Raw genomic sequence first — 16,013 nt, forward strand, 5'->3', positions numbered from 1 at the left:
TTAAAACGAAAAGCTTTTGAGACGATGTAAGCTTTATTTACTGTACAGTTTCAAAAAGCGAAAGCAATTTTTTCAAAATCCTAATCTTTAATATCGCATAATGTAAAGAGAAATTTATGGCACGTCAATTTATATATCATATGGCTGGGCTTAACAAGTTTTACGGCAATAAAAAAATTTTAGAAAATATTCATTTGTCTTTTTATCCAGATGCGAAGATCGGTATTTTAGGACCAAATGGTGCAGGTAAATCAACTATTTTACGTATTATGGCTGGGCTAGATAAGGAATATACGGGAGAAGCATGGCTTTCTGAAGGAGCGCGTTGTGGCTATCTACCACAAGAACCTGTACTTGATGCAAGCAAAGATGTGCGTGGTAATGTGATGGAGGGGGTTGCAGATAAACAGGCCATTCTTGAGCGTTATAACGAATTGATGATGAATTATAGCGAGAAAACGGCTGATGAAAGTGCACAGCTTCAGGATATTATTGATAGTCAGAATCTTTGGGATTTAGAAAGTCAAGTAGAAATGGCGATGGCTGCTCTTGGTTGTCCGCCAGCTAAGGGGGATGTGACAAAACTTTCGGGTGGTGAAAAGCGGCGTGTAGCGCTTTGTAAATTGCTGTTGTCAAAACCTGATTTGTTGCTTTTGGATGAACCGACAAACCATTTAGATGCTGAAACGACGGCTTGGCTTGAAAGGCATCTGCGTGAATATCCTGGTGCTGTGCTTTTGATAACCCATGATCGTTATTTCCTCGACAATGTTACGGGGTGGATTTTGGAGTTAGATCGCGGTAGAGCTATCCCTTATGAGGGGAACTATTCTGCTTATTTGGGAGCTAAAGCAAAGCGTTTGGCTCAAGAAGGTCGTGAAGAGGCTGCGCGTCAACGTGCTTTATCACGTGAGCAAGAATGGATTGCTTCTAGTCCAAAAGGGCGACAAGCAAAGTCAAAAGCGCGGATTAAAGCTTATGATGAGTTGGTTCAGGCGGCACGTGAGCGTCGTCCTGGAGAGGCGCAAATTATTATTCCTATTGGAGAAAGATTGGGACAGGTTGTCATTGAAGTTGATCATCTCTCTAAAGCTTATGGAGAACGTATGTTGATTGATTCTCTCTCTTTTAAACTTCCTGCTGGAGGCATTGTCGGTGTTATTGGGGCCAATGGTATGGGAAAGTCGACCTTGTTTAAAATGTTGACAGGACAAGAACAGCCCGATTCAGGTCAAATACGTATTGGTGAAACAGTTCACATGAGTTATGTGGACCAGAGTCGCGATTCCTTGGCGGGTGATCAAACTGTTTGGGAGGAGATTTCTGGGGGAAATGATATTATTAAGTTAGGCAAATATGAGATGAATAGTCGTGCTTACTGCGGGGCTTTTAATTTCAAGGGGGCTGATCAGCAGCAGAAAGTGGCAAATTTATCAGGAGGGCAGCGCAATCGTGTCCATTTGGCAAAACTTCTAAAAGAGGGTGGAAATGTGCTTCTTCTTGATGAGCCGACAAATGACCTTGATACTGAAACATTGGGTGCATTGGAAGATGCATTAGAAAATTTTGCTGGTTGTGCAGTGATCATATCGCACGATCGTATGTTTCTTGATCGATTAGCAACGCATATTTTAGCCTTTGAAGGTGATGGCCATGTGGAATGGTTTGAAGGTAATTTTGCTGAATATGAGGCTGATAAAGTTCGCCGTCTTGGGCCTGAATCTCTTAACCCTAAGCACGCAAATTATAAGCCTCTTACACGCTAGAATTCTTTAATTGAAAAGCTCGTGTATTTTGGGTTTATTATTTCATCAATAACGTTGTGTGTATTGTGTGGAAGTGTTTATTCATTGGAAAGAGGAGAGGCTCTTTATGAGCCTATGACGTCAATAAAGCTATTCTACTTATGATATAGAGCTGTCCTTTCTTGTAAAATTGCTATGAAAGGAAGAAATCTTTTTATGGAAAGTGTATTGTGCTCTGGTTGTTGAGCATTAGCCTCTTTATTTAAAAAGCTACAAGCTGAAACCATCTTATTATTTATTCTCTCCCAATGTTGGATAATTTTTGTTTTGAGATAGCTAGTAAGAAGCATTTCACTCGTTGTCTGTGTTTTCTGTTCATCGGCAGCCATTTCAGGGGTGCAAGAGAATAGTTTAATTGTTTTACCATGAATAGATTTGAAATGAGAAAAGATTACGATAGTTTAAGCCTTTTATTTAAATTAAAAATGATGAATAATTATTGTAAATCAGTTTATTATAATTATTTGTGGGCAATGGGGTAAGATCTCTTCGTCTTTTACGGTAACCTATTTTTTATCATAGTATGATAAAATGGTGGGAATGAAATAGATGAGAATATGCGCATTATGCTTGACTTTTTTTCCTATAAACAAATGTTTATAGGAGAGTTTAAGGGGTAATGATGAAAAAAAGTGCAAGTTTAGATGCAATGATTGTGCTGCTGAAAGCGGTAACAGAGGTGAGCCATTTACGTGTTCTTAGGCTTTTGTATCATGGAGATTTAACAATCCCTGATTTTATTTTTATCCTGGATCAGTCACAAGCGTGTATATCACGATATTTATGTTTATTGTACGAAGCACAATTGATTGAGCGTTATCAGAAGGGAGGTTGTCTTTATTTTAAGCTTTGTCATGACTTTTGGGGTAAAGACATTGTGAAGGGCATTCTTTCGGCTTTGCCAAAGCACGATGTGTTGTTAGCGCATGATTTAGAACGTTTGAAGGATGTCAAAAAGCAGCGTCAAAAAACAAAAAGGCAGCATTTTTTACAAAATACGTTGCAATGGGATGTCTTACGATCATTCTATATGGCAGATCATGGTGTGGAAAATGCTTTACTTAAAATCGTAGGTGATAAGCCATTTGAGACGATGCTGAATATTGGAATAGGTGGAGATTCTGTCTTAAAATTGTTTTCTGGTCTTTATACGCATGCGATTGAAATTGTGCTTGATCGTGATGTTTTACATTTGCCGGTTGGAGATATAACTTTTGATTTAGTCATTCTTCATTGGGTTTTACATTTTTTTGAAAATCCTGAAATGGTTCTTCATAAGATATCAGGTATTTTGCGTCCTCATGGGCGTTTATTGATCGTGGACTTTTGTTATCATAAAGCTGAATCCTCACATTCTGATCAAGTGCATACGCGTCTTGGATTTTCGGCTTTACAAATAGAACAATGGCTTAAAAATTCGGGACTTGTTTTAGAACAAGCGATCCATCTTACTCCTATACAAAATAAAAACAATGAGGAGTGCGCGGTTACACTTTGGCTTGCTCGTGATCCACGTTTATTGGTTGATGATATCAAAGATAAACGAGTAGATTTTGCATAAGTCGTGTTCGTTAACGTGCTTTATTCTCTGATTTTATAGGGATGTGTAGGCTATTGTGAGATAGTTTATCGCAATTAAGAATGATCATAGGGCATGATTCGAAATAAATACCTTCAGAATTCTCGTTTTTTCGTAAGCTGTTTAAATTCTTCATTGACGTCATTGTGACGTTGTTGCGTAAGAGATTTGACAATACTTTAAAGAGTCATTTTCAGAAATTTTCATGACGATAGATAGGGCTTTTTCTATTTAATTTATTGTTTTTATTAAAATAATTCATATGCTCTTTTGAACAGATATTTCTGCTGTTATCGTATAATATTTAAAAACTACTTTTTTGTGGTGATCGCTGTTGGCAAGTGATTCTGCATTTTATTTTTATAAGGTAAATATATACAGATTACTTATTTTTTTATTATGATCACCAGAGTTGTGAAAGAGATTATTATAAAAATTAACAGTGGCTGTCGATTCTGATTGATGTTTCTTGGAATAAAAATTGCTTCAAATTGGGTCATTTTGAATTTTTTTTGCCTAAATATTACCATTTTTAAACAATTTATAATTCTTTTGTGTTTTTTTGCATAGAAGATGATAAGAATTCCTTGTTGTTTAAAGCATTTTATTCCATAGCAAGAATATTGCATCGGCTATTTTAGTGGTTGGTGCGAGAAGACGATCGGGGAACCTCCTCCCCCCCCCCCGCGTGGATCCCCTAGATTGTCTGGCCTGACTGAGGATTTCCTCAGTCAGGTTTTTTTGTAAATTATTTTTAGGGTTTTGTAAGGTGTTCTCAAGAGCCTTAAAAGGCATGGCATTTACTGTTGTGTAGTATGTTGTATCTAGGGGGATAAGAGTTTATTGAGTGGTTAGTGTTATCGAGTTCATTTTCAATGATGAGAGTTTTTCTTTATTGAAAAATCATTAAGTGCTATAAAGGAGATGTGTATTTGATTCTGTGATCTTTAGGTAAGAGATAATGGGATTTTTTTCCGGTCGTATTGCTTTAATTTTATTTGTGTTTCTTATTTTTGGCTTTAGCATTTTTACTTCTCGCAGGGTTGTTGTTCACAAGTTTTTTCCTGGCGATACTTCTTCTTTTCAGCAGGTTGAGGTAACAGAGGAGTTGTTGCTAGAGAGATGGGCGACAGCTTTTCCAGATGTTATTGAGCGTCTTTCTGAGATGAGTCCCCAGCAAAAAGAGCTGTTTGTTGAGCGAATGCATCGCGTTGCGGTTTCATTTGCTTCTGAAAATGGTCAGAGTCGTGAGCAGGCTCACAAATTTGGTGAAACTTTTGCTATGGCTCTTTCAAAAGCGATGTTTCGTCCAGCTATTGCGAATGCTTATTTTTAATTATTTTTTTAATCGCGCTTTTGGGTTTGATTTTAAGGAGCAGAGCTTTTCGTAAAGTTTTGCAAAGCGCGAGGGAAATAATTAATTTGTAAGATAATTAGAAAAATTATCTTATTTGGAAGGTAATCAATCAAAGTAAAAATAAGGTTGCGATCATTATAAGAGTGGTCGCAAGTTTATCGATGGCGCTTCAGATGAATTCCCATTATCAATGGCTAAAATAACAAAAGGAATAAAAACAGCTCAAATCAAGGCAGTATTTTCATAAAGGGATAATAATCTGAAAACTCTCATTTGCAGAAAAGAAAAGGCATGAATTGCTGTAACAAAACACGTTAAGCGCATTTTATATGCCCGTTATTTTTTTGTTTGATAGGGAAGATAGAAAATTCTCAAAAGGCTCGAGTCTCCTTTTTCTCGCAGATTTTAGGATGTTGATTCATGTGTATGGTTTCTGGAGATGCAGCGTGGTGATAAGATGTTAATTTGGGATAAAGCAAAAAATATTTGGATGAGGATGGGAGGTCCATTTTTCTTCAAAAGGCTTTGAGGGGATTGCATTTTCGAGAATTTAAAAAACAGATAAAAATAATCCTTAAGCTTTGTTGTTGGAACAAAGCAGGATGTGATTTTTTCTAAGGTATTATTTTATAACGGTCATTTATCATTTTACATGTGAAGTAAGAATTTCGAATATTGTGAAATTCTCTCGTTTTCAATCTGTTAAAGCAATCAAAATCAGTTGTTGCACAACACAAAGCAAGGGACTTTGTGGATAAAAGTTCTTTTTAGAAAGGAGTAAAAAGCTTCTTTGAGTCATTTCAAATATCAAAGGCTATTGTAATATTTTGAATGCGTAAAGAATATGAGATATTTTATATATCTATGAGCTTTTTATGCACAATGATAGGTTTTGAGATTGGCTTTGGTTGATGGTTTATGGAGTATAAAGAGTATGGTGGGTATTTATTGGCGCGTGGGAAGCACTGATAACGGTTTTTATTTTTTGTGAAATTTTTGCAATATCGATGGGCTTGGGTAAAGATTGTCTTGTCTCTATTGCTTTGTGGAATTGATCTTAATAAAGAATTTAATCATTATTTGTAAAAAATATTATGTCTATTTAAATTGCTATTTTTGTACTATAGAAACTGAGTGATACAACAGCAATAATAGAGATGCATAGAGTATATCATTTTATTGAATATACTATAAGATTAAATATAGTCTCTTTATTTTTTTTATTTTATGATATAGAGAGATCTATAATTTGTGCATAAAGAGATTTTCTTTTGCTACAGGGTTTTATCTTGAAATTGTCTTAGTATTTCCTTTTTAAAGCCGTTCTTTTGCTTTCTTTTTTTGTACAATGTGCTCGCAAATTATTTGCGGATAGAATTTGAGAATGTTGTGAAGAGAAAGAAAATGCAATTTTTGAAAATCTTGTTAAATACAGCGTGTGCTGTATTTTTTATATTTGATATAAGCTGGACTCATAGTGCCTTAAATATTGCAGAATCAAAAGAAGGCTCAGAGATTGTTGGTTCTAAAACACCTACTCGTCCTTATGAGTTCCTTATTCAGAAACTTGCAACTAAGCATAATGTTCCCGTTAATTTAGCACATGCTGTTGTAAAAGTTGAAAGTAATTATAAGGCGCGCATAAAAGGGGCAGCGGGCGAAATAGGTTTGATGCAAATAAAACCCTCTACGGCACGAGGGTTGGGCTTTAGTGGTTCTGTAAAAGATTTGTACGATCCTGCGACCAATCTTGAATATGGTATGCGTTATTTAGCGCGGGCATATAAACTCAGTGGTGGAAGTACGTGTGGTACAATCCTTAAGTATAACGCGGGTCATGCAGCAAAAAAAATGAATTCCATTTCAGCAAAATATTGCGCAAAAGTGAAAATGTATTTGGCTTCATTAAAATAAGAATCTCTTTATGAAAGAGATTGACTATAAAATATTTTAAGATGCTATTTTCACGGAGCAGAAAATGTTTTATAAATTAATGCGTCAGTCGGCTGGGCAGCCGCGCTTGTCCAATGCTGAAAAGCGGCAGGTGAGGAAAGTCCGGGCTCCATGGAAAAACGGTGCCGGGTAACACCCGGCGGGGGTGACCCTAGGGAAAGTGCCACAGAAAGTAAACCGCCTATTTTTATAGGTAAGGGTGAAAGGGTGGAGTAAGAGCCCACCGCACATTCAGTAATGAATGTGGCAAGGTAAACCCCACCGGGAGCAAGACCAAATAGAAATGACGTGCAAGATTTAATTTGCAGCCGATTTCCGGGCGAGTCATTCGGGTAGGTTGCACGAGGCGGGTGGTAACATCCGTCCCAGATGAATGGTTGCCATGTAAAGCACAAGCTTTACTACAGAACCCGGCTTATAGGCCGACTGATATTTCATGGATGATACGCAATATTTTTTATGATCAATAACATATGGTCTTTTATGGAGTCTGCGTTTGAAATGAACACTTGAATTAAAGAGTGTTTTAAAAATTATAACATTTCGTTAAGTATAATACGTTAGGATGTGTCTTGGAATATCTTTAATTTTTTTTCTTTCATGGTGATTAATATGAAAGTTGAGGGTTAGGTTATTCTGGTAACGGTTGCCATGAGAGCGCTGTTGATTTGAAACAGCATAACTTCAAGACGGATTATTTTGACAAAACAGGATCAAAGAGCTGAACGCCATATTCCAGTGTTGTTACAGCCAGTTTTGGCTGGGCTTATGCCATTGGTTGGAGCAAAAGTGATTGATGGTACTTTTGGTGCGGGTGGTTATACGCGCGCTTTGTTAAAAGCAGGGGCGGAAGTGATTGCTCTTGATCGTGATCCTCACGCCATTGGTGTGGGACAATCTCTTGTTGATGAATTTTTTCCACGGCTTCGTTTGATCCATATGGAATTTTCAAAGCTTGATCATGTCGTTGAAGAGAAGGTGGATGCGGTTATTTTGGATATCGGTGTTTCTTCAATGCAGCTTGACGAAGCAGAAAGAGGATTTTCTTTTCAAAAAGATGGTCCCTTAGATATGCGAATGGCTCAGACGGGTTTTACAGCTAGCGATGTTGTCAATCGTTTAAAAGCAAAGGATTTAGCGCGTATTTTTAAGATATTAGGAGAAGAGCGTTATGCAGGGCGCATTGCACGAATGATTGAAAAGCGTCGTGTTGTTCAGCCTTTTTTGCGCACAGGTGATTTGGCCTATGCTATTGAAGCGTTGGTAGGGCGTAAGCTAGGAGATCGCATTCATCCTGCAACACGTGTATTTCAGGCTCTTCGTATCTATGTTAATGATGAAATGGGCGAATTAGCACGTGGTTTATTTGCTGCTGAACGCGTTTTAAAAGCTGGAGGCCGTTTGGGGGTTGTCAGTTTTCATTCTCTTGAAGATCGTATGGTCAAAAGATTTTTTTCGGCTCGTTCTGGAGCATGTATAAGGTCACGCTATTTACCTGAAATAAAGCATTTGCCAGCAACATTTTTCCCTTTGTTTAAAGGAGGAATAACAGCCAATAAAGAGGAGTTACAGCAAAATCCTCGTTCACGTTCTGCAAGATTACGTATGGGGGTGCGAACTGACGCAGAGGCTCTTGCAGAAGATATGAAATTATTTGGTTTAGCAGAAATTGCCAGTTTTGAAGGTGGCAAGAAATGACAGTTTTCCGTACATTTGATATGATTTTAGTGATGATTATGATTTGTATGGCAGGGCTTACTTATAAGGTAAAATATGATGTTCAAAAACGAATGAGCGAGGTTCGTCATCTTGAGCGTGAAATTGCTGCAGCAAAAAATACGGTGAGTTTGCTTCATGCTGAGTGGGCTGTCATGATAAAGCCTTCACGTATGCAAAAACTTGCGAAACGTTATCAAAAAGAACTTGGGTTAGAGGTTATACAGCCACTTCAAATCGTGGAGTTTAAAGACATTCCGGTACGAGAACATGATCCCATTGAAGAAATAATTAAACAAAATATCTTGGAAGATAATCAGGATATTTGGGCACATAATCGGACTTCTCAAGTCAATCGGGTTGTTCAAAAAGGTGTACAGCAATGAAGTTGCCTTTTTTATTCTCAAAGAAAAAAAAGCGCTTAAAGAGTTCATTGAATGATCATGATGTTTCTGTTCATCGTCCCTATTCTAGTCGTTCCCGTTTGCTTTTTTCGTTGTTTTGCTTTTTAATTTTATACGGTATCATGGGGGCTTGCCTTATTTCTTACGGGTTGGAAGGTGGACAAATTGAAGAAGCTAAGGGACCAGGCGTTCTTCCATTGATGGCACGGCCTGATATCGTTGATCGTAATGGTCGTTTATTAGCAACAGATATTAAAACCTATTCACTTTTTGCTGAGCCACGACGTATTATTGATGTGGATGAAACAATTGAATTGCTCTCAACAGTTTTACCTGATCTGAATTGGCAGGAAACTTATAAGCGTTTAAAAAGAAAAACCGGTTTTTCTTGGATACAGCGTGGGTTAACTCCCATGCAGAAGACTCAAATGATGGCTCTTGGTATTCCTGGAATTGGTTTTCGGACTGAAATTCGTCGTTTTTATCCCAATGGACCTATAACTTCTCATATTCTTGGCATGGTCAATGTGGATAATCAGGGCATTGCAGGTATGGAAAAATATATCGATGATACGGGGTTGAGTGCTCTGCGTGCTGCTGGTCTTGCTATGGAAGAATCATTAAAAAACGTTCAGCTTTCGATTGATGTGCGTGTTCAGGCAATTGTTCATGATGAACTTATTCAGGCTATGAAGCGTTATAAAGCTATTGCAGCAGGCGCTGTTATTTTAAATATCCATACGGGGGAAGTTTTGGCTTTGGCATCACTACCAGATTTTGATCCTGGAAATCCTATTGAAGCTTTAAAAAGTGATCGTCTTAATCGGATGACAGCTGGAACTTTTGAAATGGGATCGATCATTAAAAGTTTTACAACAGCCATGGTTCTTGATTCCGATATTTTCATTTAAACAGTATTATTGATGCTTCAAAGCCCATAAAAGTAAGTAGTGGCTATACGATTCATGATTTTCATGGGAAAAATCGTCCCTTAACGTTATGGGAGGTTTTTATTTATTCTTCCAATATTGGCTCTGCTAAAGAGGCATTAACGATAGGGATTGATAAACATCGTGATTTTTTGCGAAAATTGGGGCTTTTGGATCGTCTCACAACAGAGTTGCCTGAAGTTGCGCATCCTATTGTGCCACATCATTGGAAGGATATCCATTCTATGACAATTTCTTTTGGGCATGGTATGGCAACAACACCCTTGCAAACGGCCGTTGGAGCTGCTGCTTTAATGAATGGTGGTTGGTTGATTGAGCCAACATTTTTAAAACGGACAAAAGAACAAACTTTGCACCATGCAAAACAGGTTTTGCAGGCCAAAACAAGTCAAAATATGCGTTACCTTTATCAATTAAATAGTAATATTGGTTCTGGACGTCATGCAAGAGTAGAAGGCTATCGGGTGGGTGGAAAGACAGGAACAGCTGAGAAAGTTGAAAATGGAAAATATTCTAAAACAAAAAATTTCAATAGTTTTCTGGCTGCTTTTCCGATTGATGATCCTGCTTATGTTGTTTTAACAATTATTGATGAACCTAAGCCAGAAGAGGGAAAAAAATCTGCAACAGCAGGGATGAATGCTGGACCAATGCTTGCTAATATTGTTCGTCGATCAGCGAGTTTTCTTGGTGTAAAGCCCGATTTTAAAAAAGAATATGAGTCTCTTTTAGGTAAAAAGAGCCCTTCAAGTTTTGTTAAACAACGGTAAAATGAATATAAAGGTGCGTCGTTATGTTATTTGGAACAGTTTTTACAGAATGTTTTGAAGATCAGAAACTTTGTTCAATGGAAATAACAGGAATCAGCGCAGATTCTCGACAAGTCTTGCCGGGCTATGTTTTTGTTGCTGTTCAAGGAAAAAAAGGAGATGGAAGACATTATATCAATGATGCGATAAAGCGTGGAGCACGTGCAATTGTTACGGATTGTCAGGCTGTTCTTGAGGATTTATCTGTTCCAGTTTTACGTGTTTTGAATGTTCGTCATAGTCTCGCGTTGGCAGCAGCACGTTTTTACGGTTCTCAGCCTGAAACGGTTGTTGCTGTGACGGGGACAAGTGGTAAAACATCTGTTGTTTCCTTTATCCGGCAAATTTGGACTCATGTTGGATTGTGTGCTGCGAGTATAGGAACGGTTGGTGTTGTTTCTCCTCAACGAAATGATTATGGTTCTCTTACAACACCTGATCCAGTCGTCTTGCACCGTCTTCTTTGTGAAATTTCTCATGAAGGTGTGACCCATACAGCTCTTGAAGCTTCTTCACATGGGCTTGATCAAGGACGACTTGATGGAGTCCGTTTAACAGCAGGGGCCTTTACCAATTTAGGGCGAGATCACATGGATTATCACACAGGGGTAGAGGATTATTTGCGGGCTAAAATGCGGTTGTTTGATATACTTTTGCCTGTATCTGCTCCTGCTCTGATTTTTGCTGATGATGTCTATTCACAAAGTGTTATTGATTCTGTTACACAAGCACGCCGCCGGGTCTTGACAATTGGACGGAAGGGACACTTTATCACAATTAATCGTGTCGAACATCAACGTTCAAAACAGTGTATTGAGTGTCGTGTGGAAAACAAGATTTATACATTTGATTTGCCTTTAGCTGGAGATTTTCAGGTGGCCAATGCGCTTGTGGCGGCAGGATTAGCTATTGCAACCGGTATTTCTCCTGATAAAGTTTTTTTTGCCCTTGAAACTTTGCAAGGAGCACCTGGTCGGTTAGAGTTTGTTGGAAAGGCAGAAAATAATGCGCCTGTTTATATTGATTATGCGCATAAACCAGAAGCTTTAGAGCAAGTTTTACTATCTGTTCGCCCCTTTACGCAAGGGCGTTTGATTGTTGTTTTTGGTTGTGGAGGGGATCGAGATCAAGGCAAAAGGGCTTTGATGGGAAAAATTGCAGCGGATAAAGCAGATATTGTTATTGTAACGGATGATAATCCTCGCACAGAAAAACCAGAAAAAATACGTAAGGATATTTTACAGGCAGTACCAACAGCAATAGAGATAGCAGATCGCGGTGAAGCTATTTCTTATTCGGTAGGGCTTTTGAAAGCTGGTGATACACTCATCATTGCTGGAAAAGGTCATGAAGATGGCCAAATTATAGGGCAGAAAACCTATCCTTTTTCAGATCGTTTGAAAACGATAGAAGCTCTAGAGGACCGAAAGAGATGACAGTTTTGTGGGATAAACAAGCACTTGTTGCTGCCATTGATGGTATTGTAATAGGAAGCCTGCCAGAAACTTTTCCGGGGGTTTCTATTGATAGTCGTACTCTTGTAGAAGGCGATATTTTTTTCTGCATTAAGGGGCATCATCTTGATGGCCATGATTTTGCTGCGCAAGCTTATGCACGAGGTGCAGGTGTTCTTATTGTTGCGCAACACCGTTTGAGGGATATGGAAAAGATATCGGCTCCATTGATTGTTGTTCCTGATGTTTTGCAGGCTTTAGAAAAACTTGGGAAAGCCGCCCGCAAACGTTCAAAAGCTAGAATTATCGCTATAACAGGATCGGTGGGAAAAACAACGACAAAAGAAGCTTTGAAACAAGTCCTTGCAACGGCTGGGAACGTTCATGCAAATCTCGCTTCTTTAAATAATTGCTGGGGGGTTCCGCTTACTTTAGCACGGATGCCTATGGAGAGTGATTATGGTGTTTTTGAAATTGGCATGAATCATAAAGATGAAATTCGCCCTCTGGTTAAGCTGGTTTGTCCGCATGTTGTTCTCATTACGCATATTTGTGCGGGACATATGGGGTTTTTCAAAGATCTTGAGGAAATAGCAGAGGCAAAAGCTGAAATTTTTGAAGGATTGGATGAGGAAGGTATTGCTATTTTAAATGCAGATAGTGCTTTTTTTTCTTATCTCGTTCAAAAAGCAAAGCGGTGCGGTGTGAAAAAGATCTTAAGCTTTGGTGAGACTGAAAATGCTGATTATCAGGCGCGGGATATACATCTTCTAACCGATAATTCTTCTATGATTGTGCGTATTGAGGGGCGGGATAGAAAGGTTGAAATTGGCGCTCCGGGGCGCCATATCGTGCAAAATAGTTTAGGGGTTATTGCTGCTTGTGATGCTATGGGTGTTGAACTAGAGCCTGTTTTGCTTTCTTTTAGCCATTTTTCTCCTCAAAAGGGACGGGGTGTTCGTTATCGATTATCTTTATCAAATGGAGGTGAATTTTATCTCATCGATGAAAGTTATAATGCTAATCCTGTTTCTATGCGTGCTGCTCTTGAACTTCTTGCTACAGGACCAGTAGGAGAGAAGGGGCGGCGAATTGCTGTTTTAGGGGATATGTTAGAGTTAGGGAAGTATAGTGAAAAGCTTCATCGTGATTTAATAAAGCCAATCCGTTTTTCTGGTGCTCATCCCGTTTTTTTATTTGGTGAGGCGATGAAGTCTTTAGTCGATGATTTGTCTGCTTATGCTAAGGTTTATTATGCTGAAAATATTGAGAAAATTTTACCGCTTCTTTTGACAGAAATTTCTCCTGGCGATCTGCTTATGATTAAATCATCCAATAGTCTTTGTTCATCAAATATTGTGGCTGCATTTCTGGATCGCTATAAGGCGGTTTCTTCATAGTTTTAAAAGGTTTTTTGTCCCATGATGCTGTTTTTTTCTTCGTTTAGTGATTGGCTTCCAGGTGTGAATGTTTTTCGTTATATTACTTTTCGCACGATAGCAGCGATGCTGACGTCAGGGCTCATTGTTTTTTTGTTTGGACCTAGCATCATTGCTTCTCTTAAATTGCGTCAGGGCAAAGGGCAACCGATTCGTGCCGATGGTCCTCAAACACATTTTAAAAAGGCTGGAACACCTACAATGGGTGGATTGATGATTTTAACCGGCATTGTCGTATCGGCATTTTTGTGGTGTAATTTATCGAATATTTATTTTTGGGTATCACTCTTGGTTATGCTTTCTTTTGGGGCTATTGGATTTTATGACGATTATCTTAAGGTCACACAACAAACAGACAAAGGATTTTCTGGGAAAGCACGGTTAAGCTTGGAGTTTTTTGTTGCAGCGATTGCTGCTTTTGTCATTCTGAAAATTGGCTCATCTGGGTTCGCTTTGCCTTTTTTGAAAGATTATCTGATCAACTTGGGTTGGTTTTTCATTCCTTTTTCTGCTTTTGTTATTGTCGCGACGGGGAATGCGGTTAATTTGACGGATGGACTTGATGGGCTTGCTATTGTCCCTGTGATGGTTGCAGCTTTATCTTTTGCTCTGATTGCTTATCTTTGTGGTAATATGAATTTTGCTGATTACCTCCAAATACACTATGTATCGGGAACAGGTGAACTGGCTGTTTTATTGGGGGCTGTCGTGGGGGCGGGGCTTGGCTTTTTGTGGTTTAATGCACCACCGGCTGCTATTTTTATGGGGGATACTGGCTCGTTGGCTCTTGGAGGATTATTGGGGACTGTTGCGGTTGCTACGAAGCACGAAATTGTTTTGGTTCTTATTGGTGGGCTTTTTGTTGTGGAAGCTTTTTCAGTCGTTATACAGGTTGGTTATTTCAAATTGACAAGAAAACGTGTGTTTCTTATGGCACCGATCCATCATCATTTTGAGAAAAAAGGCTGGACTGAAAGCCAAGTGGTGATACGCTTCTGGATTATTTCAATCGTTCTTGCTCTCATTGGCCTTTCAACACTTAAATTGCGGTGAAATTTTGATTTGTGTTGCGTGTTATAAAGGACAAAAAGTTGCTCTGTTTGGATTAGGGGCGTCTGGATTAGCAACGGCACAAGCATTGATGAGTGGCGGTGCAGAAGTGGTGGCGTGGGATGATAATCCTGCGAGTGTACAAGCAGCTTTTCGACAAAATATTCCAATAAAAAATCTTCACGATGAGGATTGGTCAAAATTCGTAGCATTGATTTTAGCTCCTGGTGTTCCTTTAATGTATCCAAAGCCTCATTGGGTTGTTGAAAAAGCACGAAAAGAAAATATAGAAATTATCGGTGATATTGAATTATTTGTTCGAGCGCGTCATCATTTTTTACAGCGTTATGGTTTTTGTGACCAAGATGTTCCTTTTATTGCGATTACGGGGACGAATGGAAAGTCAACAACGACAGCTTTGCTTGCGCATTTGTTGGAAAAAATGGGTTATGATGTGCAGATGGGGGGAAATATTGGAAAGGCAATATTGACGCTTAAGCCCTTTGTTAAAAAACGTATCTATGTGATTGAGTGTTCATCGTTTCAAATTGATCTTACTCCCTCTCTTCAGCCAACCATTGGACTTTTATTGAATTTAACACCTGATCATATTGATCGTCATGGGAGTTTTGCTTGTTATGTGAAAACCAAAAGGCAACTCGTTGCTCAGGCTTCACAGGCGTTTATTTCAGTTGATGATGCTGCTTGTGAGATTTTGTATCAACAGTTACTTCACGAGGGGCATCAAATCGAGGCAATTTCCAAGGATCATTTTGTTGAAAATGGTTTTTATGCAGAGGGAACCAAGCTCTTTTCTGTTCGTCAAGGAGAGCAACATATGCTTGCAGACCTTGCGTCGGTGGCTGCTTTGCGCGGAGGTCATAATGCGCAAAATGCTCTTATGGCATTGGCCGCTTTGCAGGCTTTAAAAATAACCGATTCCTCTATGAACAAGTATTTAGCAAGCTATAAAGGATTGCCCCACCGTATGCAGCAGGTCCGTAAAATGGGGACGGTTTTATTTATCAATGATAGCAAGGCGACGAATGCCGATGCAACAGCGCCTGCACTTAGCGCCTTTAATGATATTTTTTGGATTGTTGGGGGACAGGCAAAAAAGGGAGGAATTGAGTCTCTTAGAGAATTTTTTCCTAAAATCCGTAAAGCCTATTTAATTGGAAGTGCGGCGGAAGAATTTGCTCGCATTATTGGTTCTGCTCTTCCTTTTTCTATGAGCTTAACTTTAGAAAATGCGGTGCGTGAAGCTACCATTGACGCAATGCATTGCAAGGCAAAGGAGGGGGTCGTTCTTTTGTCTCCTGCTTGTGCAAGTTATGACCAATTTAAAAATTATGAAGTGCGAGGCGAAGCATTTGTCTCTTTGGTGATGCAGTTACAATAAAAAAAGCATCAATGATAAAAAATATTTTTGCGTTAAGACTCCAGAATCTTTTTTTGTGTAATTTCGTTTTTAAAGTGTTTGTTAAACAGGTTGGG

The 16,013-nt window shown here is 38.8% G+C and carries 11 protein-coding genes, 1 other RNA gene and 1 pseudogene; 12 read left to right on the forward strand and 1 reads right to left on the reverse strand.

Annotated features, from left to right (window positions below; translation table 11 throughout):
- The first annotated feature begins 116 nt into the window (after positions 1-116).
- Positions 117-1,766: an energy-dependent translational throttle protein EttA gene (gene ettA / locus BN338_RS03005; RefSeq protein WP_039758920.1), complete on the forward strand. Its 1,650-nt coding sequence runs from the start codon at positions 117-119 to the stop codon at positions 1,764-1,766.
- A 134-nt stretch (positions 1,767-1,900) separates the two neighbouring features.
- Here ettA and BN338_RS03010 read toward each other — a convergent pair whose 3' ends face one another.
- Positions 1,901-2,134, reverse strand: a complete 234-nt coding sequence (locus tag BN338_RS03010) for a hypothetical protein (RefSeq protein WP_039758923.1) — start codon at positions 2,132-2,134, stop codon at positions 1,901-1,903.
- Positions 2,135-2,427: 293 nt separating this feature from the next.
- Here BN338_RS03010 and BN338_RS03015 point away from each other — a divergent pair, with 293 nt between their 5' ends.
- The 11 genes and pseudogenes from BN338_RS03015 to murD all read left to right on the forward strand — a co-directional run bounded on the left by BN338_RS03015 (position 2,428) and on the right by murD (position 15,918).
- Complete coding sequence (locus tag BN338_RS03015) at positions 2,428-3,366, forward strand: ArsR/SmtB family transcription factor (RefSeq protein ID WP_039758926.1); 939 nt, start codon at positions 2,428-2,430, stop codon at positions 3,364-3,366.
- 979 nt (positions 3,367-4,345) lie between these two features.
- The gene (locus BN338_RS03025) at positions 4,346-4,720 is read left to right on the forward strand and encodes a hypothetical protein (protein WP_039758932.1); all 375 of its coding nucleotides are present in this window, start codon (positions 4,346-4,348) and stop codon (positions 4,718-4,720) included.
- 1,425 nt (positions 4,721-6,145) lie between these two features.
- Positions 6,146-6,655, forward strand: a complete 510-nt coding sequence (locus tag BN338_RS03030; RefSeq protein WP_039758936.1) for a lytic transglycosylase domain-containing protein — start codon at positions 6,146-6,148, stop codon at positions 6,653-6,655.
- An 84-nt stretch (positions 6,656-6,739) separates the two neighbouring features.
- An RNA gene (rnpB, locus tag BN338_RS10795) (RNase P RNA component class A) lies at positions 6,740-7,128 on the forward strand.
- 265 nt (positions 7,129-7,393) lie between these two features.
- On the forward strand, positions 7,394-8,392 hold the full coding sequence (gene rsmH, locus BN338_RS03040) for a 16S rRNA (cytosine(1402)-N(4))-methyltransferase RsmH (RefSeq protein ID WP_039758941.1): 999 nt from the start codon (positions 7,394-7,396) through the stop codon (positions 8,390-8,392).
- Positions 8,389-8,796, forward strand: coding sequence for a cell division protein FtsL (ftsL, locus tag BN338_RS03045; RefSeq protein WP_039758942.1), 408 nt, complete (start codon positions 8,389-8,391; stop codon positions 8,794-8,796). Before rsmH ends, ftsL begins: the two co-directional genes overlap by 4 nt.
- Positions 8,793-10,534 (forward strand): annotated as a pseudogene (locus BN338_RS03050) (peptidoglycan D,D-transpeptidase FtsI family protein). The gene ftsL and the pseudogene BN338_RS03050 overlap by 4 nt, the downstream one beginning before the upstream one ends.
- A 23-nt stretch (positions 10,535-10,557) precedes the next feature.
- On the forward strand, positions 10,558-12,009 hold the full coding sequence (locus BN338_RS03055) for a UDP-N-acetylmuramoyl-L-alanyl-D-glutamate--2,6-diaminopimelate ligase (RefSeq protein WP_039758945.1): 1,452 nt from the start codon (positions 10,558-10,560) through the stop codon (positions 12,007-12,009).
- Positions 12,006-13,427, forward strand: a complete 1,422-nt coding sequence (locus BN338_RS03060) for a UDP-N-acetylmuramoyl-tripeptide--D-alanyl-D-alanine ligase (RefSeq protein ID WP_039758947.1) — start codon at positions 12,006-12,008, stop codon at positions 13,425-13,427. The genes BN338_RS03055 and BN338_RS03060 overlap by 4 nt, the downstream gene beginning before the upstream one ends.
- Positions 13,428-13,448: 21 nt before the next feature.
- Positions 13,449-14,519: a phospho-N-acetylmuramoyl-pentapeptide-transferase gene (gene mraY, locus BN338_RS03065; RefSeq protein WP_039758950.1), complete on the forward strand. Its 1,071-nt coding sequence runs from the start codon at positions 13,449-13,451 to the stop codon at positions 14,517-14,519.
- A gap of 4 nt (positions 14,520-14,523) precedes the next feature.
- Complete coding sequence (murD, locus tag BN338_RS03070; RefSeq protein WP_039758952.1) at positions 14,524-15,918, forward strand: UDP-N-acetylmuramoyl-L-alanine--D-glutamate ligase; 1,395 nt, start codon at positions 14,524-14,526, stop codon at positions 15,916-15,918.
- Positions 15,919-16,013: the final 95 nt, after the last annotated feature.

It is taken from the genome of Bartonella queenslandensis AUST/NH15 (assembly GCF_000312585.1).
Lineage (GTDB): Bacteria > Pseudomonadota > Alphaproteobacteria > Rhizobiales > Rhizobiaceae > Bartonella > Bartonella queenslandensis_A.